Below are 22241 nucleotides of genomic sequence, written 5' to 3'. Positions count from 1 at the left end.
TCGTCATTCCTCATTTCATCTTTAGTACGAACAAAACCATTTATTTTTCACTCTTTTTCTTTTCTAACAGCCAATTTGTCACTTCTTCTACTTGTGCAAGTACAGCAATCGGGTCAAACGGCCAAAATCTTTTAGCATCTAAATAAAATACATTATTATTTTTCACTGCATCCATTGACTTCCACAGAGAATCTTCTTTGTTTAACTCGGCACCATTTGATTCATCTATGAAAATATAATCTCCCGCATATTCAGGTAATACTTCATAAGAGACTTGCTTGAACGTTTCCCCTGTTTCAATTAACTCCTTTTGAATATTTTGGGGTGCTTTTAGTTGTAATTGCTTATAAATTGCTTGCCCACCACGATAAATACCATCACCGTATAAATAAAAATCTTTGCCATATGCCCCAAAGATAGAAAACGTTTCATTTTGATCTAAAACTTCTGCTAACTTTTCACGATTTTCTGATACTTTCTCTGCAAACATTTTTAGCCAAGCTTCTCCTTCAGCTTGTTTTCCTAAAATTTCAGCTAGCCCCTTTACTTCTTCTTCCACACTACGGTAGGTTTCATAGGGCAAAACAACAGTCGGTGCTATTTTGGATAACTTTTCATACGATTCTGCATCCGCTTCAGCTGTAATAATTAAATCTGGCTTCAAAGCTAAAATTGATTCAATTGCACTTTCCCCTGTATTTTCTATATCATTAATTTGATCTTGAATGTGGACATTTTCTAAATCACGTTGTGTCGCACCTACTGGCTTTACTCCTAATAGTAATGAAGTTGGCAAATATGCATCCACTACAAGTCGCTCAACTTTTGTAGGAATTTCAATTTCTCCATTAATAGTGGATATCTTTTTCGTCGTTGCTTCTGTCGCTGCTTTAGTATCACTGTTCACTTTTTTATCTTCTGGTGTCTCGTCATTGTTACTACATCCCACAAGCATAAGTACTAAAATAATTAAAAATATAGTTCGTTTTTTCATCATTCTACTCCTTATTTGATAATAATTTTCATTCTCAATAAAAAAAGATTGCAGTACTCCCTTTTATTCCTTTAATCGTGCTAATAAATATAAGAAATATGGTGCCCCTAAAACTGCTACAACAATCCCAGCTGGAATTTCTGATGGCTCTAAGATTAAGCGACCAATTGTATCAGCCATTAAAACTAATAAGCCCCCTAAAAGTGCGGCGGCTGGCAATAAAAGTTGATGTTTAGCCCCAACGAGCTGACGTGCCAAATGTGGAGCAATTAACCCTACAAATCCAATCCCCCCACTTACTGACACACTTGCTCCAGCTAATCCTACAGATGCTGCAAGAAGCCAACGACGCTCCCTTTCAATAGAAGCTCCCAAACCGACTGCTGTTATTTCTCCTAAATTTAAAACATTCAATACGCGGGATTTTGAATACACAAATGGTAGTAAAATTAGTAACCATGGCAATAAAGATAATACGAATCTCCAATTTGATCCCCAAATACTCCCCGCAAGCCACGTTGCAACGAATTGGTAATTTTCAGGTGATAAACGTAGCGTCAGCACAATCATCGCTGAGCTAATACCCGCTGCTATTGCAATCCCTGTTAATATTAAGCGCATTGGGGTAATCCCTTCATGACGTCGATAAGAAAGTATATAAATTAAAACAGCTGTTATCCCTGATCCTACAAATGCTAACACTGGCAGTAAGAATACAGGTGCTACTTTAGTCGAAGGAAAAAATGAAATATAAAGCATAACGGCAAGTCCAGCTCCTGCATTTATACCCAAAATGCCTGGGTCAGCTAGAGCATTTTTAGAAATGCCTTGTAAAACAGCCCCTGAAACTGCTAAGCCCATCCCCACTAAAACAGCGATAACAATACGAGGTAGCCTAAATTCAAATAAAATAAGTTGCTGTTGGGCATCGCCCTGACCAAAAAGTGTTCGAATAACCTCCATTGGTGTTAGCTTTATAACCCCTGTATTCATACTAATGACAAATGTGATGACTATTAGTAAAACTAGCGTACCCAGAATTAAGAAGTTTTTCTTTTTAGCTTTTTGTTGAGTTACCGTTAAAAAACTATTACTCATAGTTCTTTTCCTCCTTTACGGGCTATATATAGGAAGAATGGAACTCCAATAAAGGCAATAAGCGCCCCAATTGGTGTTTCGTAAGGTGGATTGACCATCCGTGCAACAAGATCGGCCAGCACAACAAGTAATGCTCCATATATTAGTGAACATGAAATAATCCAACGATAATCGTGTCCAACTATGTATCTCATAAAATGCGGAATTATTAACCCAACAAACCCGACTGCCCCTACGACTGATACTGCCGCTCCTGCCAATACTAAAACAATCACCATTCCCCATATTTTTACTACGTTAGTACGTTGCCCAAGTCCTACGGCAATTTCTTCACCTAAACTAAGTAATGTTATGGAGCGTGATAAAATTAGTGCTCCAATCATTGCCGCCAGTATCCATGGCGATAATATTTGAAGATGATACCATTTTGTACCTGATACACCTCCTGCATACCAGAAGGCTAAGTCTTGTCCAATACGATAATAAAGGGCAACGCCTTCCCCTAGAGCACCTAATAGAGCACTTACAGCAGCACCTGCCAACACTAATCGCATTGGCGTTAGACCACCTTTTGACAGCGAACCTACACCATAAACAATCGCAACACCTAAGCCCGCTCCAACAAATGACCATAAAACTATATACATGTACGATAAATTAGGGAAAAAAGCAAAGCAGATTGCTAACATAAACGCGGCCCCAGAATTTAGCCCTAATAATCCAGAGTCAGCCAATGGATTGCGTGTCATGCCTTGCATAATCGCACCTGCGACCGCAAAGCATCCACCTACTAATCCAGCGCCTAACACTCGTGGTAATCGAATATCATGTATAATTTGATGTGTTGTTAAATCCGGTGAAAAATGAGTAATAGCTATCCATACAGTACTCAATGATATATCTGCTGCACCAAATGAAATAGACAAACCGATTGCAAATATTAACCCTATCACTCCAACAATTAAAGCTACTACACCACGGACTGGATGAGATCTCTGCTGTAATTCCTCTAAATCTCTAAGCCCTCCTACTCCTGTCGACGTAGTCATATACTTCCTCCTTAATCCTTACGATTTCAATTTCCTATTTAATGCTATTCTTTCATGTCGTACAGTTGGTAAGATAAGCAGATTGGATTTTTACTATATGGGCAGATTGCCATTTCTGCATCAATATTGAACACCTTTTGTAAGTTTTCCTTTGTCATCACTTCATTTGGCTGACCATTCACAATTAATTGTCCATCTCTCATAGCAATCATAAAGTGAGAAAAACGAGAAGCATGATTCAAATCGTGTAATACCATCACAATAGTTCGTCTTTCCTCTATATTTAACTTTTGTAACAACAATAAAATATCAAGCTGATGTGCTAAATCTAAATAAGTTGTAGGTTCATCAAGTACTAGAATATCTGTTCCTTGAGCTAATGCCATGGCAATCCATACTCGTTGACGTTGCCCACCTGATAGTGCCTCTATAGGACGGTCACTAAACTCTCTAAGGCCAGTAACATCAATAGCCCAATGAATATACTCATAATCTTCCTTCTGCAATGTACCAAATCCTGCTTGATGAGGAAAACGGCCGTAGGATACTAGTTCAAAAACTGTTAAACCTCCCGGGGCTGTTGCTGTTTGAGGCAAAATTGCCATTCTTTTCGCCACTTCTTTTGTCTTTAATTGATGAATTGCTTTTCCATCTAAGTAAACTGCTCCGTCTTGGGTCCGTAGTACACGCGCAACAGCCTTTAATAAGGTAGATTTGCCACAGCCGTTTGGACCAATAATCGTTGATATTTGTCCTTTTGGAATTTCCACACTTAAATCATGTACAATGAGCGTCGAGGAGTAACCAATAGCCACACGATCTATCTCAAGAACTGACATATAAAACTTCCTTCCCTTTTTGAATTGATAAATTACTGCTTAAATTTGTAAACCGAATTGCGCTGTATACAAGCCATAGTAAGCATTCTTTCTTTCCATTAATTGCTCATGAGTACCTTCTTCAATAACGCCTTTCTTCGATACAACGACAATTCGATCGGCGTCTTTTATCGTTGCTAAACGATGTGCAATTACTAATGTTGTACGCCCCACCGCAAGCTCGTTTAATGCTTGTTGAATTGCCTGTTCGGTTTCTGTATCTAATGCAGATGTAGCTTCATCCAAAATTAATATTTTGGGGTTTTTCAAGAAGATACGTGCAATCGATAATCTTTGCTTCTGTCCACCCGATAATTTCACGCCACGTTCACCAATTAATGTATCCATGCCATCAGGAAGAGCTTTAATGACATCTGTAAGTTGCGCTCGCTGTGCAGCATCCCAAATATCTTGCTCATTTGCGTTTAAATCCCCATAAGCGATGTTTTCTCGAATTGTGCCATCAAATAAAAAGACATCCTGTTGAACAATTCCTATATGTGAACGTAACGACTGTAGCTTAAAATCTCGTATATCAACACCATCAATACTAATTGATCCTTCATTTACTTCATAAAAACGTGGTAGTAAACTGCAGATAGTAGATTTCCCTGCACCAGATGGACCTACTAGCGCAACTGTTTCACCAGGACGTACCTTTAAATTAATATGATGTAAGGCCCGATTATTTTCAGAGTAACCGAACGATACTTTATTAAAAATAATTTCCCCATCAATTTCATCGATATCTTTTGCCTCTAAACGATCTGCAATTTCAGGCGCAGTTTCTAAAAATTCAATGTACCGTCTAAACCCTGCCATCCCTTTCGGATAGCTTTCAATAAACATATTAATTTTATTAATTGGGTTTAAAAGAATACTTGATAATAAAATAAATGCGATAAATTCACCATTTGTTAAATGACCCTTTAAAACGAAATATGCCCCAACAAATAGTGTAAATAATGATAAAACCCTTGTGAGAATGCCTGAAATTGCTTCATTCCAAGCCATTACTTTATAGGAAAAGAGTTTTGTCATTCGAAATCTTTCATTGTTTACTTTAAAACGTTTTATCTCATGTTCTTCATTCGTAAATGCTTGTACGACACGAATGCCACTTACATTGTTTTCAACGCGTGCATTAAAATCTGCGATATCTCCAAACATTTGACGGAATGCTTTAGACATTAACTTTCCAAAAATAATCGTTAAAATTAAGATAAACGGTACAAGTAGAAAAATAAGTATTGTAAAGGTTGGATCAATGTAGAACATAACACCGAATGTACCCACAATTGTCATCGCAGCAATGAACATATCCTCGGGACCATGGTGTGCAAGCTCTCCAATATCCATTAAATCGTTCGTTAATCGTGAGACAAGATGACCTGTTTTATTATTATCAAAATATCGAAATGATAATTTTTGGATGTGACTGAAAGCTTCCTTTCGCATATCTGTTTCGATATTAATGCCAAGCATATGTCCCCAATAGGAAACGATAAAATCTAAAATTGAATTGAATATGTAAAGCATTAGGAGCAATATACTAGCCGTAATTATCCATTTCATTTCACCGTCAGGAAGAATATCATCAATGACCTTATTTAAGACGAGTGGAAAAGCTAGTTCAATAAGGGCTACTAATATGGCACAGGAAAAATCTAAAATAAATAATCCTTTATAGGGCTTGTAATATGAAAAGAAACGCTGTAATAACATTGAGAGACCTCCTATTATTAATATCATTCATAGTTCTCTAGTAAATAAGCTACCTGATCATACACAGGTAGCTCACGTTTTTGTAATCTTTATTATTGTTGTTGAGCTTTTGTAAACTCTACTATTTTGTCAGCCATATCTTCAGCTTGGCGCAATCCAGAGAGTGGATCAGATGCGAAATAATATTCTGGTTCTAATTTGATTGTTTTATTATTTTTTACAACATCTAAATTTGTCCAAGTGGGAGGGAATTTCTCCTCTTTATTAAAGAAATTAATAACAAAAACATAATCCCCAACATAGTCTCCTACCACTTCATAGGAAATTTCATAACGCCCACCTGTAGATTCTTTTGTATCAAAAAGCTCCTGTACCTTTTCCTGAGGCTTCATATTAAGGATTTGATAAAGTGCTCTACCACCTGACACACTTGAATTCCCTACAACCGTTGCATTTTTTTCGAATACGTCATAAATAGTAAAAGTTGCTCCTTCTGGGATAACGTTATATATTTTTTCCTGTGCTTGCGCTATACGTTTCTCAAAATCTTGAACAAATGCGCTAGCTTCGTCCTGACGACCTAAATATTCTCCCATCGCTTTAATTTCCTTGGTAGCCGATTTATGCTCTGTTTCCGAAAATACAATAGTTGGTGCAATCTTTTCATATTTTTCTACATCTTCTTTATTCCATGTAATGATTAAATCTGGCTTTAATTCTAAGATTTTTTCTAATGACGCACTCCCATCTGTACCAATGTCGGCAATTTCCCCTTCCTTATAATATGATTTTAAAAATGCTGCATAGTCTAAATTAGCTGTCACTGCTCCTACTGGGACAACATCCAACGCTAAAATTTGTCCAAGATACCAGTCTGTCACTACCCGTTCTGCTTTTACTGGAATCTCTACTTGTCGTCCACTATCATCTGTCACAGTTCTAGTTTTTACTTCTTCTGAATTAGGCTCATTCTCTTTATGTTCAACAGATTGTTTTGTATCTTCTCCACATGCTGCAAGTAAAACGAACAAACTTAGCAAAAATGGTATCTTTACATGCCTACTTATTTTTTTCATCATTATGTTATTTTCCCCATTTTCAAATTGTTTTGCTTGCGCGAGCTGATTCTTATTGTATTGAAAATGATTCTCATTTGTAATAGCAATTTCGGACATGCTAGATGTATATTTCAGCCTAAAATTACTTGGCGCCATATTTGTTGCTTTCTTAAAAGCTCGACTAAAATAGTTTTCATCTTCAAATCCAAGTGAAATAGCAATTTCTTTTATGCCATAATGATTGGCTATTAAATAATGCTTGGCCTTTTCTACTCTTAGCTCCTGTAAGTAAATTTGTGGACCAACTTCATAGCGAGCTTTAAAAATGCGTAATAAATGACGTGTACTAATGTTCAGTAAATCGGCAAGAGCTTGGATGGATAAAGGTTCATGAATGTGTTGCTCTATATACAGACGTGCTACTTCTACCTTATCAATGTCATGTGGTTTCCCCTGTCCCTCTGCTAATTCTTGAAAAATGCGATAGATGAATTCATAAAAGGATACTTTCACCGATAAATGCTCTTGAATAGAACCTGACTGCCATTTGCTGTACATTTCTTGCAGAATTGTATGTATGGCTATTGGGTTTGCTGGTACACAAGAGAAATTTGTTTGGAATGGCTGATATTGCATCTGTAAGTGTTGCATAAATGCGTCTTTGTATAGCACATCCCCTTTATAGGAAATGAGGAAGTAGCTAATGCTATTTGGTGCTGTAATATGGAGAGATTGGGACTTTCCAATGTGGAAAATACTAAAATGCTGAACATGATAAGGTTGCTCATCAATGATAATTTTTGCATCTCCTGCTGTCATAACAAGAAATGTGCTATTTTTTAAAACCTTTGCCATTCGTACAGCGGTATTACTGACATAATCAATTTGCTTCAATTGGATAAATGCATTTTGCCATAGAAGCATATACGCATCATAATTCATCTCTGTCTCCTTAAAAATAAGATTTATGCTACCATTATATTTGTAATGATAATGATTATCAATACCATTTTGTGAGATGAAAAATATACGACTAGTCAAAGCGAGCCTATATTTATCTGAACATTATCTTGTTTTAGCTGAACAATCTCAGTTTTTATGTAACGCTATGCCCTTTTTAATCAAAAAAATCACCATCGACTATTGCTAGTCAACGGTGATTCATGTTTTATAGTAAGCCTTTACCTTTAGTAGCTTTTTTCATATCTTCATTTAACTTTTCAAAGAATTCTTCATTTGAATTTGTCGTACGTAATTTTTTCATGAAGCGCTCCGCGAAATCAGATGCGTCCGAGAATGTTTTACGAATTGCCCATAGCTTTTCAAGTTGCTCAGGCTCAAGCAGAAGCTCTTCCTTACGTGTACCTGAACGGCGGATATCAAGCGCAGGGAAAATACGACGCTCTGCTAATTGGCGATCAAGATGAAGCTCTAAATTACCTGTTCCTTTAAATTCCTCATAAATGACCTCATCCATACGAGATCCAGTATCCACTAAAGCTGTCGCTAAAATTGTTAAGCTACCGCCTTCTTCAATATTACGTGCAGAACCGAAGAATCGTTTTGGTCTATGGAATGCAGCAGGATCAATACCGCCTGAAAGCGTACGACCGCTCGGAGGAATAACTAAGTTATACGCTCGTGCTAAACGTGTAATAGAGTCCATTAAAATAATAACATCACGCTTATGCTCAACTAAGCGGCGTGCACGTTCTAATACAATTTCTGCAACTTTCACATGATTTTCTGGAACCTCATCGAAAGTCGAGCTCACTACATCTGCATTCACAGAACGTTCGATATCAGTTACTTCCTCAGGGCGTTCGTCAATAAGTAAGACAATTAACTCTGCATCCGGATAATTTGTTGTAATAGCATTCGCGATTTCTTTTAATAATGAAGTTTTCCCTGCCTTTGGTGGTGCAACAATCAATCCACGTTGCCCAAAGCCTACAGGTGCCACTAAATCCATAATACGAGTCGATAAATTACGTTGTGTTGTTTCAAGCTTAATTTGACGATCAGGATATAAAGGCGTTAATGCTGGAAAATGCACACGTTCCTTTGCTACTTCTGGGTCTTCGCCGTTAACAGCATCCACCTGTAGTAGTCCATAATAGCGTTCGTTTTCTTTAGGTGGACGTACTTTACCAGATACCTTGTCCCCATTTCGTAAGTCAAAGCGACGAATCTGAGACGCAGAAATATAAATATCCTCTTTACTTGGTGAATAGTTAATTGGTCGAAGGAAGCCAAAGCCCTCTTGCGAAACAATTTCTAGTACACCTTCCATAAAGAAATATCCCTCTTGCTCTGAACGTGTTTTCAAAATAGCAAATATTAATTCTTTTTTCGTTAGCTTGCTATAATATGAAATTTTGTATTGGCGTGCAAGGGCGTAAAGCTCTTTTAACGTCATGTTTTCTAATTGAGCGATTGTCAATGTAGACATATGCACAACTCCAGTCTTTTTCAAAATATAATTGCTGTTTTTGGGGTTAACAAAGAAGTTTTTTTTACGATAGGCTCTGTAGTCTATTCGTACCTATCAGCTTGAAGCAGAGCGATAGGTATTTGAATTAACTATGCAAAACAATGAAGCATAATATAGCCTTATAAAACTATGGGATGGTTGAAAATTTAGAAGAAGGTACCTAGCGCAAAAAGATGCACTAGGTATATTTTAGAAGAAATTTTTATTAATAGCTAGGTTTTTTATCAAGAGCGTGTCGACCTTCTACAAAACGCACAGTTCCAGATTTCGCTCGCATAACAACTGAATGTGTTAATGCATAAGCTCCTTTATACTGCACACCTTTTAAAAGCTCACAATCTGTTACAGCAGTCGCTGCAAAAATAGCATCGTCACCTTTAACTAGGTCATCTAAATAAAGAACTTTATCTACATCTACACCCATTTTTTTGCAACGTTCTAACTGTTCTTCATCTTCCGGGACTAGCTTCGCTTGGAAGTCTCCACCTAGACACTTTAATGCAACAGCTGAAATTACACCCTCTGGTGCACCACCTGTACCAAACATAATATCAATGCCAGTTTCATCAAAAGCAGTATTAATAGCTGCTCCAACGTCGCCGTCTTGAATAAATTTAATACGTGCCCCAGCTTCTCGGATTTCATCAACAATTGCTTGGTGACGTGGTCGATCTAAAAGTGTAGCTACTACATCTGAAATATCTTTATTTTTAGCTTTTGCTACCTGTAATAAATTATACGTAACAGAAGCGTTAATATCTACCTTACCTGCTGCTTCCGGTCCTACTGCAATTTTCTCCATGTACATATCAGGTGCGTTTAACAGATTACCTTTATCTGCAATAGCAAGAACTGTCATTGCACCATTTGTACCCTTCGCTACAATATTTGTACCTTCTAATGGGTCAACGGCGATATCTACTTGAGGACCTCCATTACGTAGGCCAAGCTCTTCACCAATATAAAGCATTGGTGCTTCATCCATTTCGCCTTCACCAATCACTACTGTAGCATGCATTGGAATTGTATCGAACATCACGCGCATCGCTGTCGTCGCTGCATCATCTGCCTCAATTTTCAAACCACGACCCATCCATTTCCCGGATGCGATTGCTGCTGCCTCTGTTACTCGTACTACTTCCATCGATAAACTACGTTCCATTGTTTTATTTGCCTCCCGTTATCGGCATATTTCTTCACCGAAACATTCAAATTACCTCTATTGTAACATAGTTAGTTCAAAACTTTTAGCTCTCATTATTCCTTTGCCTCTGCTACACGGGCCATTATTGTTTCACGTCGAATATCAGCGCCTAAATCACGTAATTTCTCAATAAGTGAGCTATAACCACGCTCAATATGATAGATATCATGAATTTCCGTTTCGCCTTCAGCTAAAAGGCCTGCTAATACTAATGCGGCACCAGCACGAAGATCTGTAGCTGTTACAGTCGAACCATGTAATTTGCTAGGACCTGTAATAATAGCTGTGTTTCCTTCAACGCGTGCATTGGAATTCATACGACGAAGTTCATCAATATGCTTAAATCGAGCTGTATAGATTGTATCTGTTATCTTTGAGGAACCAAATGCTTGAGACATTAAAACAGAAAGTGGTTGCTGAATATCAGTTGGGAATCCAGGATACACTAAAGTTTTCACATCAACGGCGTGCAATGTAGAGAGATCCGTTTTTGGCACAAAAATACTTTCTTCACCGATTTCAATTTTTACACCCATTTCACGAAGCTTTGCAATAATAGCCTCTAAATGCAATGGGATAACATTATCAATTGTAATGCCCTCACCTAAAGCGGCAGCCATAATCATAAATGTAGCAGCTTCAATACGATCTGGAATAATCGTATGCTCCGTACCATGAAGTTCCTCTACGCCTTCAATACGGATAACACTTGTACCTGCACCTTTAATATTAGCTCCCATGTTAGTGAGAAGAGTAGCTACATCAATAATTTCCGGTTCTTTTGCTGCATTTTCAATAACCGTACGTCCCTTTGCAAGGACTGCAGCTAACATAATATTAATTGTTGCGCCAACACTGGCAACGTCTAAATATATTTTTGCGCCAATTAATTCATCAGCACGTAAATAAATTGCTCCATGCTCATTAGTGATTTTCGCACCTAATGCCTCAAAGCCTTTTATATGTTGGTCAATAGGACGTGGCCCTAAGAAACAGCCTCCTGGTAAACCAATCACAGCTTTTTTAAAGCGGCCAAGCATTGCTCCCATTAAGTAATAGGAGGCACGAAGCTTTTTCACGTTGCCGTTTGGTAATGGCAAAGCAATCATTTCCGTCGGATCAATGGTCATTATGCCATCCTCAAATGAAACCTCTCCACCGATTTCCTCTAATAATGCCTTTAACGTCCATGCATCAGAAATTTCTGGTATCCCTCCAATTGTCACTGGAGAGTTCGCCAAAATTGATGCTGGAATTAAGGCGACTGCACTATTTTTTGCACCACTAACTTTTATTGTACCCTTTAGACGATTTTCGCCTGTAATTTTATAAACATCCATTTCGCGTTCTCCCTCATGATTGGAAAGTAATTTTTTCTGCAATTGGCTCACTATATAATCTTATTATTTGCCTTTTCTCTTATTCCAATCCGTTAAAAATCCTTCAATTCCTTTTTCCGTTAATGGATGATGGAAAAGTTGCTTTAATACTTTAAAAGGAGTAGTTGCAATATGTGCACCAGCAAGTGCTGCCGCTGTTACATGCTGCGGATGACGAATAGATGCAGCGATAATTTGCGTATCGATATTATGAATTGTGAAAATATCTGCAATCGTTTCAATTAGTTCTACACCGTTTTGACCTATATCATCTAGACGACCGATAAATGGTGATACATATGTAGCACCCGCACGAGCAGCCATTAATGCTTGGTTGGCACTGAAGATTAATGTTACGTTCGTTTTAATACCTTTGTCTGCAAAGAAACGACATGCCTCTAATCCAGCTGGAGTCATTGGCAATTTAACTGTAATATTCGGAGCAATTGCTGCCAATTCTAAGCCTTCTTTAATCATACCTTCCGCATCTAGAGCAATTACTTCCCCACTCACTGAGCCATCTACAAGCTCTGTGATTTCACGAAGTCGATCATGGAAAGAAACGTTCTCTTCTTTAGCAACTAACGATGGGTTTGTCGTAACACCTGATAAAATACCCCATGCGTGTGCTTCTTTAATCTCTTCAAAGTTTGCTGTATCAATGAAAAATTTCATTATATTCCCTCCTGATCATTGTTTGGCTTATTGCCATAACGTAGAGTTGATTTCCGTTCCACCTGGGCGCTTTCCTATGGCCGTTCAGTTGGATTGAAAATCAACTACTATACATTACATTCGTTTTCACACAAATGCCATCCCCAACTTTTGGTGATGAACCTTATATTTACTTCTTTCAACGAGTAAACACCCGCTGAAATAAAGGAACTCAGCCTTAGAACGCCACGTCCTGTGGCAATTTATCTGTGCGAAAGCGTAGCGTTAGCACTACGCTTTCGCGCAATAAATATTTGTTGGCCTAAAGCCTCCGGCGAATTCACGGAATTTATGCCGAGGCATATTTGATATTATTTTCGCCAAAAATTTATCATTTCAAAAACAAGAGAAGGTCGATAACAGCATCAACACTTCTCTTATTTGTGTATTCATCTGTGCTTTTGTAGCATTTTAGATACAAAAATTATGCTTTTTGTGCACTACCAAATTCACGAATTTTCCCGATAACTGTTGATTTAATCGCTTCACGTGCTGGAGCAAGGAATTTACGAGGATCATAAACAACTTTATCATTATCAAGAACTTCACGGATTACTTTAGTAGCAGCAATTTGATTTTCAGTATTGACGTTAATTTTTGCTGTACCTAATGAAATCGAGCGTTGGATATCTTTTGTTGGAATTCCTGTACCACCATGTAATACTAATGGTAAATCTGCTAATTTAGAGATTTCTTCCATTTCTTTAAAACCTAAATTTGGTTCTCCTTTGTAAGGACCATGTACAGAGCCAAGTGCTGGTGCTAAGCAATCGATATCTGTTAGCTCAACCATTTTACGGCATTCCTCTGGATCAGCGTACATAATACCACCAATAACGCCATCCTCGTCGCCACCTACTGTGCCAAGCTCAGCTTCAACAGAAACACCTTTCGCATGAGCATACTCAACTACTTTTGAAGTAGTCGCAACATTTTCCTCAAATGGATGATGAGAAGCATCAATCATAACCGAAGTAAATCCTGCATCAATTGCTTCTTTACATTTTTCAAAGCTTGAACCATGGTCAAGATGAATAGCTACAGGTACTGTAGTGCCATAAGATTCCATCAAACCTTTTACCATGTGTACAACGGAGATGAATCCGCCCATATATTTACCTGCGCCTTCAGAAACGCCTAGAATAACTGGAGATTTTTCTTCTTCTGCTGCTTGTAAAATTGCTTGAGTCCACTCAAGGTTGTTGATGTTGAACTGACCAACCGCATAACCTTCTGCTTTTGCTTTAATTAACATCTCTTTCATAGATACTAATGCCATACTAAAAATCCTCCTCTTAGGACTATTCTTTTACATAGATATGCTATTTAATCATAGCAAAAATAAAAGCCTCTGAAAAGCAGAGGCTTTTATTTTCTACGCGAAAGCGGAGTGCAACGTAGCGACAGCGTCTTCTTTTCTGCACGTAAGCGAAGTAGAACGGAGCGGCAGTGCACAACCGTAGTGTAGTGTAACGGAACGAAGGTTTCAGCCTCTGAAAAGCAGAGGCTGTTATTTTCTACGTGAAAGCGGAGTGGAACGCAGGGGCAGTGCACAACCGTAGTGTAGTGTAACGGAACGAAGGTTTCAGCCCCTGAAAAGCAGGGGCTGTTATTTTCTACGCGAAAGCGGAGTGCAACGTAGCGACAGCGTCAACAGCTCATCAGACGCACTCAGTCGGAACGGAAATCAACTTCATGTATGGTGATGAGTTATATATTTTGGCAGCTAGTGATTATAAAACGGTAAAAAATTACTAAAAATCTTATAACAATCATGAAAAACAGGCGGTGTTGACCACTGCCTGTTTTTCTATACTTTTAATGTTTTATTAACTTCATCTCGCACTTCAAAAATATCAAAAGGCTTAGTAAAATATCGGATTGCTCCTAAATCTAATGCCTCCTGTACAACGTCCAATTCACCATATGCAGTCATCATGAATACTGGAAGTTGTGGCCACTTCTCTTTTAAGCGCTTTAAAATTTCTATGCCATCCATCCCTGGAATTTTCATGTCTAATAGGACACAATCCATTTCCTCCTCAGCATATTTCAGCGCTTCCATACCATTTGCAGCTAAATATGTAACATAACCTTCTTTTTTCAACACTTCATTTAAAAGCAAACGAATTCCTGGTTGATCATCGACAATTAGTAATCGTTTCACATTTCATTCCGCCCTTTTTGAGTTATTATTCTTACACAAAACTTCCTATATTATGTATTATTCTCCTTTAACCTCTTAATACCTTCTAGTATTATAAATTATCTGCTTTTGCTTTATGCTCTTATCATACCTATAATATTGATTGAGGTGGGATCATGTCAAAAATTCTAACAACACAATTAAGTGGATTATTACAAAGAATAACACAAACTGAAGAGGAAGCTATTGAAGAAACAGCGCGATTACTTGCACAAGCGGGTATTGGTGAAGGCAATGTCTATTTCGCATGTTTTGGCGAAATGCAAGTAGTCGAATTAAATGCATACCAAGCTGTTGAACGTTTTACCAAGTTAGTCCCTTGGACAAAAGATACAGTGATCACCGAGGCTGATCGTGTATGCATTTTTACACGTAGTGCACACGATGAGGATGCATTAGCCTTAGCACAGCAATTAAATAATCAGTTTATTCCATTTGCAGCAGTTGCTAGCGAAGTTGATAACTCTGAAAATCCACTAGCAGATTTAGCGTATACGTATATTTCAATACGCATGCGCGGTGGTTTATTACCGAACGATTTAGGCAAGCGCATAGTCGTGCCACATGCTATTGCTGCCCTTTTTGTTTATGAAGCAGTAAAAATTGCGTATGATGAAATGCTTGGCCTTGATGACGAAGAGTTGTAAAGAATCTAACATTACAGAAATACTTTGAAGAATTATCGAAACAAAATCGCTCTTTATCGAAACTATTTGAGCTTTTATGGAAACAAAATCTCATTTTATCGAAACATTTTGGACTTTTATCGAGAAACAAGTTCTTTCTATCAAAAAAAGAGTTGTCTCAGCACTTGAGACAACTCTTTTTTCATTATTTAAATGTTGCTCCGATAAAATCACGGAACAATGGCTGTGGACGGTTTGGTCGTGATACCAACTCTGGGTGGAATTGACATGCTACGAAGAAATTATTTTCTGGTAACTCGATAATTTCCACTAATTTACCGTTAGGACTTGTACCTGAGAAGACAAGACCTTCAGCTTCCATCGCCTCACGATATTCATTGTTAAATTCATAACGATGGCGGTGACGTTCATAAACAAGTTCTTGACCATAGGCTTGGATTGCCTTTGAGCCTTCTTTTAACTTACATGGATATAAACCTAAACGTAATGTACCACCGATGTCTACACTGTCGTTTTGATCTGGTAGGAAATCGATAATAGGATATTCTGTTTCTGGATCAAGCTCTGTAGAATGCGCTCCTTGTAAACCAAGTACGTTACGAGCAAATTCCACTGTTGCAAGTTGCATACCTAGGCAAATACCTAAGAATGGTACATTATTTTCACGAGCATATTGTGTCGCTAAAATTTTACCTTCAACTCCACGATCACCGAAGCCGCCTGGAACTAAAATTGCGTCAGCACCTTTTAATAGTGAAACAACATTGTCAGCATTCACGTGTTCTGCATTGATCCAGTCAATCTCAATATCAGAATTAAATGCATAGCCTGCATGCTTTAATGCCTCTACAACAGAAATGTAAGCATCTTGTAGCTCTACATATTTTCCTACTAATGCTACTTTTCGTTTATTTGGTAAGCTCTTCACTTTTGCTACAAGCTCGCGCCATTCTTCCATATCCGCCTCTGGAGCTTCAATGCCAAAATGGTCAAGCACGATATCATCGATATCTTGTGCATGAAGGTTTAGTGGTACTTCATATAAATGTTCTGCATCACGAGATTCGATAATTTCGTGTGGCTGAACATCACAGAATAAAGCTAATTTTTCTTTCATATCCTGTGGCACTTCTTGCTCTGTGCGTACAACGATAATATTTGGTTGAATACCTAAAGAACGTAATTCTTTTACAGAATGCTGAGTTGGTTTTGTTTTTAGCTCACCCGCAGCTTTAATATAAGGAATAAGCGTACAGTGAACATACATCACATTGTTATGACCTAAATTCGTTTTCATTTGGCGAATTGCTTCAAGGAATGGTAATGACTCAATATCCCCAACTGTTCCGCCTACTTCTGTAATAACTACGTCCGCATTTGTTTCGCGACCAGCTCGTTGAATACGATCTTTGATTTCATTTGTAATGTGAGGAATTACTTGTACTGTTCCACCGTTGTAATCACCGCGGCGTTCTTTTTGTAATACAGACTGATAAACACGCCCTGATGTTACTGTAGAATGTTTTCCTAGGTTAATATCTATGAAACGTTCGTAGTGACCTAAGTCTAAGTCAGCTTCTGCGCCATCATCTGTTACGAAAACCTCACCATGCTGATAAGGACTCATTGTACCTGGGTCAATATTGATATATGGGTCAAATTTTTGAATCGTTACTTCTAATCCACGATTTTTTAATAAACGACCTAGAGATGCTGCTACAATCCCTTTTCCAAGTGAAGACACAACCCCACCTGTTACAAAAATATACTTCGTCATGAAAAAATTCCTCCTTATGTTGTTCTAGAAATTACTAGTAAGAAAAGTGCATTCACGTCCTAAGCTAAGTAATCTTGAGCATTGGTGCAAATGTCTCTACGGCCTAAGAAATTGATATTTCTTATCCCTAAAATAAGAAAAGCCGAGAATGCCTACAAAATTGTAGTCGATTCGAAGCTGTAATCGTTTCTATCTCTTTTCTACTTTCCTTTTAAAAAAATCATCCTAACATATACGCAGTCACCGATTATTATACATCATGAATAATTTAGAGCATTTATATTCATTCCGTAGCTATAAACATGGGAGAACTTGACTGAATATAGTTAAAAAAATAAAAAAACGCTCCTCCTGCATAGGTTTGCAGGGGGAGCGTATTACATACACGGTCTTTCTCCTTTAATTAAGGAGCCCAAGTAAAAGATTAAACGGAACCGCGATAGAAGTCAAGATTTTTTACTACAAGGATAAAAGAAAGAAAATTTCAAAGAGTAATTATCATCAATTATGCGTCGGCATAATTACGTCCGGAATCGGCTTATTTCAGAAGTTGTTTGCTGAAATAAGTTAGACTTCGTCCTCTTCTTCAAATTCTTCTTCATCTTCATCAGTAAAGTCCTCGTCGATTTCTTCATCGATGTCCTCTATATCTTCTTCTTCAAAATCGATATCTTCTTTATCTTCTTCTTCTTCATCTAGATCATCTTCTTCTTCAACGAATTCTTCATAATCTTCATCGAAGTCAATATCTTCTTCATCTAGATCTTCATCTAAATCATCTTCTTCTTCAACGGCAGCTTTAGATTTTTTCTTATGAGTTTTAACAGATGGAGCTGTTTCTTCTTCAATCTGTTCAACTTTATACCATTCACGTAAGCCCCAGCCTGTTTCTTGATTAAATAAGAAGCGGCCTTCTACATTTAAATCTGTGTAAAATTGTAGTAGGCGGGCTTTCATTTCTTCATCACTATAGCCCACAAGCTCTTGCATTATTGTTAATAAATCATTAAAAGACACTGAGGCACGTTTTTCATTTAAAATTGCATAAGCTAAGTTAATTAACGATTCTTCCGCTAATTGTTCTTTTGTCATTTCACGAAAATTCATTCGTGCACTTCCTTTCTCTCATCACAATGGACGTTTTAAAATTCATATAGCTTTATTTTCGGAGCGCAGCAAAAAAAGGCCGCACAAAAGTAACTTCCCATCATAAGCATAATACCCATTATATACAAAGTATTATCCTCATTGCTAGCTTCAATTACTGTTTTTTATATCACGCATTTTTTTTATCCCCATGTAAAACAAATAGACAGATAATAATAGTAAAGGAACAGCGCCAATTTGCTTATCATACAGGAAAATAACTCCTACCACCAAAGCTAAAATAATGATGTAGTTAATTGCCGATTTCATCATCTATTGCGCCTCCCCTTTTTTTTACATTTCTATTATAACGGAAATAAAAAGAAGTGCCTAATCCTAAGACTAGACACTTACAACTACACCAACATTTTGTACAAAATGGAATAATTGTTATACAGCAAGAAGATCGTTACATATTACGACGATATTGCCCGCCTACCTCGTATAAAGCATTTGTGATTTGCCCTAAGCTAGCGACTTTGACAGTTTCCATAAGCTCCGCGAAAATATTACCGTTGTTTACAGCTACTTGTTGTAAACGAGCAAGAGCCGCTTCGTTCTCTCCTTCATGTTGCTTCCAGAAGGCTTGTAAATTATGAATTTGCGTCTCTTTTTCTTCCGTCGATGCACGCGCAATTTCCATATTGTTAATGTCATCTTCAGAAGGCGGATTCGGATTTAAGTATGTGTTTACACCAATGATTGGTAACTCACCTGAATGCTTTAGCATCTCGTAGTGCATAGATTCCTCTTGAATCTTACCACGTTGATATTGTGTTTCCATTGCACCTAGTACGCCACCACGATCATTGATACGATCAAACTCTTCTAGTACCGCTTCTTCTACAAGGTCTGTTAACTCTTCTACGATATACGCTCCTTGTAATGGATTTTCGTTTTTCGCTAAGCCATGTTCCTTCGTAATAATCATTTGAATAGCCATCGCACGACGGACAGATTCTTCCGTAGGCGTTGTAATGGCCTCATCATATGCATTTGTATGCAATGAATTACAGTTATCTTGCAATGCCATTAACGCCTGTAACGTTGTACGGATATCATTAAAATCAATCTCCTGTGCATGCAAACTGCGTCCAGATGTTTGGATATGATATTTTAATTTTTGTGCTCGTTCATTGGCGCCGTACTTATCACGCATTACAACTGCCCAAATACGACGGGCTACACGTCCAATAACCGTGTACTCTGGATCAAGTCCGTTAGAGAAGAAGAATGATAGATTTGGCGCAAAGTCGTCAATATTCATTCCTCGACTTAAATAATATTCCACATACGTAAAGCCATTTGCTAATGTGAAGGCCAATTGTGATATTGGGTTCGCACCAGCTTCGGCAATATGGTACCCAGAAATAGATACTGAGTAATAATTACGAACTTTATGATCGATAAAGTATTGCTGAATATCTCCCATCATTCGTAACGCAAACTCTGTTGAGAAAATGCATGTATTTTGCCCTTGGTCTTCTTTTAAAATATCTGCTTGCACGGTTCCACGTACAACCTGTAATGTTTTCTCTCGTGTCTCCGTAAATTCTTCTACTGATAAAGGTCGACCAAGTTCTCCCTCACGTAGTTTCACTTGCTGATCAATAGCCGTGTTCATGAACATCGCCAAAATAACCGGTGCTGGACCGTTAATTGTCATTGATACTGAAGTTGATGGTGCACATAAATCAAAGCCTGCATAAAGCTTTTTCATATCCTCTAGCGTACAAATTGAAACACCCGATTCTCCAACCTTTCCATAAATATCTGGTCGGTAATCTGGATCCTCTCCGTATAACGTTACTGAATCAAATGCTGTTGATAAACGTTTTGCATCATCATCCTTCGATAAATAATGGAATCGTTTATTCGTACGCTCAGGCGTTCCTTCACCAGCAAATTGTCGCTTCGGATCTTCACCTTCACGTTTAAATTGGAATACCCCCGCTGTATATGGGAATTCACCAGGTACATTTTCTCTATAAACCCAGCGTAAAATTTCACCATAATCTACGAATTTCGGCAAGGCAACTTTAGGTATTTTTGTACCTGAAAGGCTTATTGTCTTTAAAATTGTTCGAATTTCTTTATCACGAACTTTCGTGACAAATTCGTCTCCTGCATACGCTTCTTTTAAAGCATGCCAATTGTCTAATATACGTTTAGACTCAGCCGTTAATTCATCTCTAACGCCTTCTGCTAAAGAACTGAGAGATGCGATAAGTGCATCATTTGGCGCTTTTTCCTTAACCGCTGCAATAGCTCCCTCTAATTGGAATAGACGACGAGCAAATTCTACCTGTTGCTCTGATTTTTTATGATAGCCACGCACAGTATCTGTCAGTTCTCGTAAATAATAACGACGATTGTTTGGAATGATAACATCTTGCTTTTGCGTTTTCGCAAATTGCTCATATCCCGTTTCCCAATTACTTCCTGTCTTCGTATTAATGATATTTATTAATGCAGCAAATAAAGCATTCGTTCCTTTATCATTAAATTGACTGGCAATCGTACCATACACAGGCATATTATCAAGTGATTCATCCCAAAGCTCACGTGAACGTTGATATTGTTTCTGCACTTGACGTAGCGCATCCTCAGAACCTTTGCGTTCAAATTTATTGATGGCGATCACATCTGCAAAATCAATCATATCAATTTTCTCAAGCTGTGTTGGAGCACCAAACTCACTTGTCATAACGTACATGGATAGATCCGTGTATTTTGTAATCTCGGCATCACCTTGACCAATACCGCTTGTTTCAACAATGATTAAATCATAGCCCGCTACACGCGCTACATCTAGCACGTCCCCAATTGAAGCCGTAAGCTCTGTACGAGATCCACGAGTTGCTAAACTACGCATATATACTCGATTATTAAAAATCGCATTCATACGAATTCGGTCACCAAGTAAAGCCCCACCTGTTTTTTGCTTTGTCGGATCGACAGAAAGAATAGCTACGTGTTTATCCGGAAACTCCTTTAGGAAACGACGAATTAATTCATCCGTTAAGGAAGATTTACCCGCACCACCTGTTCCTGTAATACCTAATACAGGTGTTCCTTTTGAGTGTTTGCGAGCTTCTTCTAGCATCTTTTTCGTTTCTTCATCATCATTCGACTCAGCAGCAGTTATTAAATTTGCTAATATTTCTGGTGTTTCTGTCGTTATGGCATCCAACTTTTCTTGATAGTTACCTGTAGCAGTTGGGAAATCAGTCCCTTTAATTTTCTCATTAATCATCCCTTGTAACCCTAAGACACGACCATCCTCCGGCGAGAAAATCCCTGCAATCCCGTAAGCATGTAGCTCTTTAATTTCACGTGGTAAAATAACACCACCGCCGCCACCATAAATTTTAATATGTGGCGCCCCTTTTTCACGCAACAAATCATACATATATTTAAAGTATTCCATATGTCCGCCTTGATAAGAAGATATCGCAATGCCTTGTGCATCCTCTTGAATCGCAGCATTTACGACTTCTTCTACGGAGCGGTTATGTCCTAAATGAATTACCTCTACACCACTTGATTGTAAAATACGTCGCATAATATTAACCGAAGCATCATGTCCATCAAAAAGACTAGATGCTGTAACAAAACGTACGTGATTTTTTGGACGATATACTTCTACCTTTGTCATATGAAATCCCCACTTTCTCCCCTTAATGTTCTTTATCTGCTCACCTTCATAACGTGGGGTTGATTTCCGTTCCGACTGGGCGCTTTGTTGCTGTCGCTTCGCTTTCGCACAGAAAACATTTGTTGCTGTCGCTTCGCTTTCGCACAGAAAACATTTGTTGCTGTCGCTTCGCTTTCGCACAGAAAACATTTGTAGCTGCCGCTTCGCTTTCGCA

General features: G+C 38.0%; 17 protein-coding genes. 1 reads left to right on the top strand and 16 read right to left on the bottom strand.

Translation table 11 applies throughout. The features are described 5' to 3' along the window. Positions 1-40: 40 nt before the first annotated feature. From ACIPKN_RS11080 to ACIPKN_RS11025, 12 genes are all read right to left on the bottom strand, one after another. Positions 41-997, bottom strand: a complete 957-nt coding sequence (locus ACIPKN_RS11080; protein ID WP_400935985.1) for an ABC transporter substrate-binding protein — start codon at positions 995-997, stop codon at positions 41-43. A gap of 60 nt (positions 998-1057) precedes the next feature. Then, positions 1058-2092, bottom strand: coding sequence for a FecCD family ABC transporter permease (locus tag ACIPKN_RS11075; protein ID WP_400935983.1), 1035 nt, complete (start codon positions 2090-2092; stop codon positions 1058-1060). Continuing rightward, positions 2089-3141, bottom strand: a complete 1053-nt coding sequence (locus tag ACIPKN_RS11070; RefSeq protein ID WP_400935981.1) for a FecCD family ABC transporter permease — start codon at positions 3139-3141, stop codon at positions 2089-2091. The genes ACIPKN_RS11075 and ACIPKN_RS11070 overlap by 4 nt, the downstream gene beginning before the upstream one ends. Positions 3142-3185: 44 nt before the next feature. Further along, a complete protein-coding gene (locus ACIPKN_RS11065; protein ID WP_400935979.1) occupies positions 3186-3980 on the bottom strand; it encodes an ABC transporter ATP-binding protein in 795 nt (264 codons plus the stop codon). A 39-nt stretch (positions 3981-4019) separates the two neighbouring features. Beyond that, positions 4020-5744 (bottom strand): ABC transporter ATP-binding protein, encoded by a 1725-nt coding sequence (locus ACIPKN_RS11060; protein WP_400935977.1) that lies wholly within the window; start codon positions 5742-5744, stop codon positions 4020-4022. A gap of 92 nt (positions 5745-5836) precedes the next feature. Continuing rightward, complete coding sequence (locus ACIPKN_RS11055) at positions 5837-7744, bottom strand: helix-turn-helix domain-containing protein (protein WP_400935975.1); 1908 nt, start codon at positions 7742-7744, stop codon at positions 5837-5839. Positions 7745-7970: 226 nt separating this feature from the next. Next, positions 7971-9254, bottom strand: a complete 1284-nt coding sequence (gene rho / locus ACIPKN_RS11050; RefSeq protein ID WP_142509198.1) for a transcription termination factor Rho — start codon at positions 9252-9254, stop codon at positions 7971-7973. A 247-nt stretch (positions 9255-9501) separates the two neighbouring features. Further along, on the bottom strand, positions 9502-10458 hold the full coding sequence (gene glpX / locus ACIPKN_RS11045) for a class II fructose-bisphosphatase (RefSeq protein ID WP_100546229.1): 957 nt from the start codon (positions 10456-10458) through the stop codon (positions 9502-9504). Between the two features lie 95 nt (positions 10459-10553). Then, positions 10554-11840: a UDP-N-acetylglucosamine 1-carboxyvinyltransferase gene (locus tag ACIPKN_RS11040; protein WP_142509199.1), complete on the bottom strand. Its 1287-nt coding sequence runs from the start codon at positions 11838-11840 to the stop codon at positions 10554-10556. 63 nt (positions 11841-11903) lie between these two features. Further along, positions 11904-12554: a fructose-6-phosphate aldolase gene (gene fsa, locus ACIPKN_RS11035; RefSeq protein ID WP_142509200.1), complete on the bottom strand. Its 651-nt coding sequence runs from the start codon at positions 12552-12554 to the stop codon at positions 11904-11906. Positions 12555-13017: 463 nt separating this feature from the next. Further along, positions 13018-13872 carry a class II fructose-bisphosphate aldolase gene (locus ACIPKN_RS11030; RefSeq protein WP_132360322.1) on the bottom strand — a complete coding sequence of 285 codons (855 nt, stop codon included), beginning with the start codon at positions 13870-13872 and terminating at the stop codon, positions 13018-13020. Between the two features lie 531 nt (positions 13873-14403). Further along, positions 14404-14760: a response regulator gene (locus ACIPKN_RS11025; protein ID WP_132360320.1), complete on the bottom strand. Its 357-nt coding sequence runs from the start codon at positions 14758-14760 to the stop codon at positions 14404-14406. Between the two features lie 155 nt (positions 14761-14915). On the opposite strand from ACIPKN_RS11025, the gene ACIPKN_RS11020 reads away from it, so the two are divergent. Further along, the gene (locus ACIPKN_RS11020) at positions 14916-15446 is read left to right on the top strand and encodes a DUF2529 family protein (protein ID WP_400935970.1); all 531 of its coding nucleotides are present in this window, start codon (positions 14916-14918) and stop codon (positions 15444-15446) included. 184 nt (positions 15447-15630) lie between these two features. Here the strand turns inward: ACIPKN_RS11020 and ACIPKN_RS11015 are convergent, their stop codons facing one another. The 4 genes from ACIPKN_RS11015 to icmF form a co-directional block, all read right to left on the bottom strand. Further along, entirely contained in the window at positions 15631-17223 is a 1593-nt protein-coding gene (locus ACIPKN_RS11015) for a CTP synthase (protein ID WP_142509203.1), read from the bottom strand. Between the two features lie 567 nt (positions 17224-17790). Next, a complete protein-coding gene (rpoE, locus tag ACIPKN_RS11010; RefSeq protein ID WP_400935967.1) occupies positions 17791-18330 on the bottom strand; it encodes a DNA-directed RNA polymerase subunit delta in 540 nt (179 codons plus the stop codon). A gap of 150 nt (positions 18331-18480) precedes the next feature. Beyond that, positions 18481-18642: a hypothetical protein gene (locus ACIPKN_RS11005; RefSeq protein WP_185903488.1), complete on the bottom strand. Its 162-nt coding sequence runs from the start codon at positions 18640-18642 to the stop codon at positions 18481-18483. 136 nt (positions 18643-18778) lie between these two features. Beyond that, on the bottom strand, positions 18779-22027 hold the full coding sequence (gene icmF, locus ACIPKN_RS11000; protein WP_400935964.1) for a fused isobutyryl-CoA mutase/GTPase IcmF: 3249 nt from the start codon (positions 22025-22027) through the stop codon (positions 18779-18781). Between the last annotated feature and the right edge of the window lie 214 nt (positions 22028-22241).

This window comes from Lysinibacillus sp. NPDC086135 (assembly GCF_044746345.1).
Taxonomy (GTDB): Bacteria; Bacillota; Bacilli; order Bacillales_A; family Planococcaceae; genus Lysinibacillus.
This window is presented reverse-complemented; position numbering and strand designations above follow the sequence as displayed.

What these genes read in the sequence shown, in the direction of transcription:
- ACIPKN_RS11080 (WP_400935985.1), bottom strand. Translation starts at nt 997, where the DNA reads ATGATGAAAAAACGAACTATATTTTTAATTATTTTAGTACTTATGCTT.
- ACIPKN_RS11075 (WP_400935983.1), bottom strand. Translation starts at nt 2,092, where the DNA reads ATGAGTAATAGTTTTTTAACGGTAACTCAACAAAAAGCTAAAAAGAAA.
- ACIPKN_RS11070 (WP_400935981.1), bottom strand. Translation starts at nt 3,141, where the DNA reads ATGACTACGTCGACAGGAGTAGGAGGGCTTAGAGATTTAGAGGAATTA.
- ACIPKN_RS11065 (WP_400935979.1), bottom strand. Translation starts at nt 3,980, where the DNA reads ATGTCAGTTCTTGAGATAGATCGTGTGGCTATTGGTTACTCCTCGACG.
- ACIPKN_RS11060 (WP_400935977.1), bottom strand. Translation starts at nt 5,744, where the DNA reads ATGTTATTACAGCGTTTCTTTTCATATTACAAGCCCTATAAAGGATTA.
- ACIPKN_RS11055 (WP_400935975.1), bottom strand. Translation starts at nt 7,744, where the DNA reads ATGAATTATGATGCGTATATGCTTCTATGGCAAAATGCATTTATCCAA.
- rho (WP_142509198.1), bottom strand. Translation starts at nt 9,254, where the DNA reads ATGTCTACATTGACAATCGCTCAATTAGAAAACATGACGTTAAAAGAG.
- glpX (WP_100546229.1), bottom strand. Translation starts at nt 10,458, where the DNA reads ATGGAACGTAGTTTATCGATGGAAGTAGTACGAGTAACAGAGGCAGCA.
- ACIPKN_RS11040 (WP_142509199.1), bottom strand. Translation starts at nt 11,840, where the DNA reads ATGGATGTTTATAAAATTACAGGCGAAAATCGTCTAAAGGGTACAATA.
- fsa (WP_142509200.1), bottom strand. Translation starts at nt 12,554, where the DNA reads ATGAAATTTTTCATTGATACAGCAAACTTTGAAGAGATTAAAGAAGCA.
- ACIPKN_RS11030 (WP_132360322.1), bottom strand. Translation starts at nt 13,872, where the DNA reads ATGGCATTAGTATCTATGAAAGAGATGTTAATTAAAGCAAAAGCAGAA.
- ACIPKN_RS11020 (WP_400935970.1), top strand. Translation starts at nt 14,916, where the DNA reads ATGTCAAAAATTCTAACAACACAATTAAGTGGATTATTACAAAGAATA.
- ACIPKN_RS11015 (WP_142509203.1), bottom strand. Translation starts at nt 17,223, where the DNA reads ATGACGAAGTATATTTTTGTAACAGGTGGGGTTGTGTCTTCACTTGGA.
- rpoE (WP_400935967.1), bottom strand. Translation starts at nt 18,330, where the DNA reads ATGAATTTTCGTGAAATGACAAAAGAACAATTAGCGGAAGAATCGTTA.
- ACIPKN_RS11005 (WP_185903488.1), bottom strand. Translation starts at nt 18,642, where the DNA reads ATGATGAAATCGGCAATTAACTACATCATTATTTTAGCTTTGGTGGTA.
- icmF (WP_400935964.1), bottom strand. Translation starts at nt 22,027, where the DNA reads ATGACAAAGGTAGAAGTATATCGTCCAAAAAATCACGTACGTTTTGTT.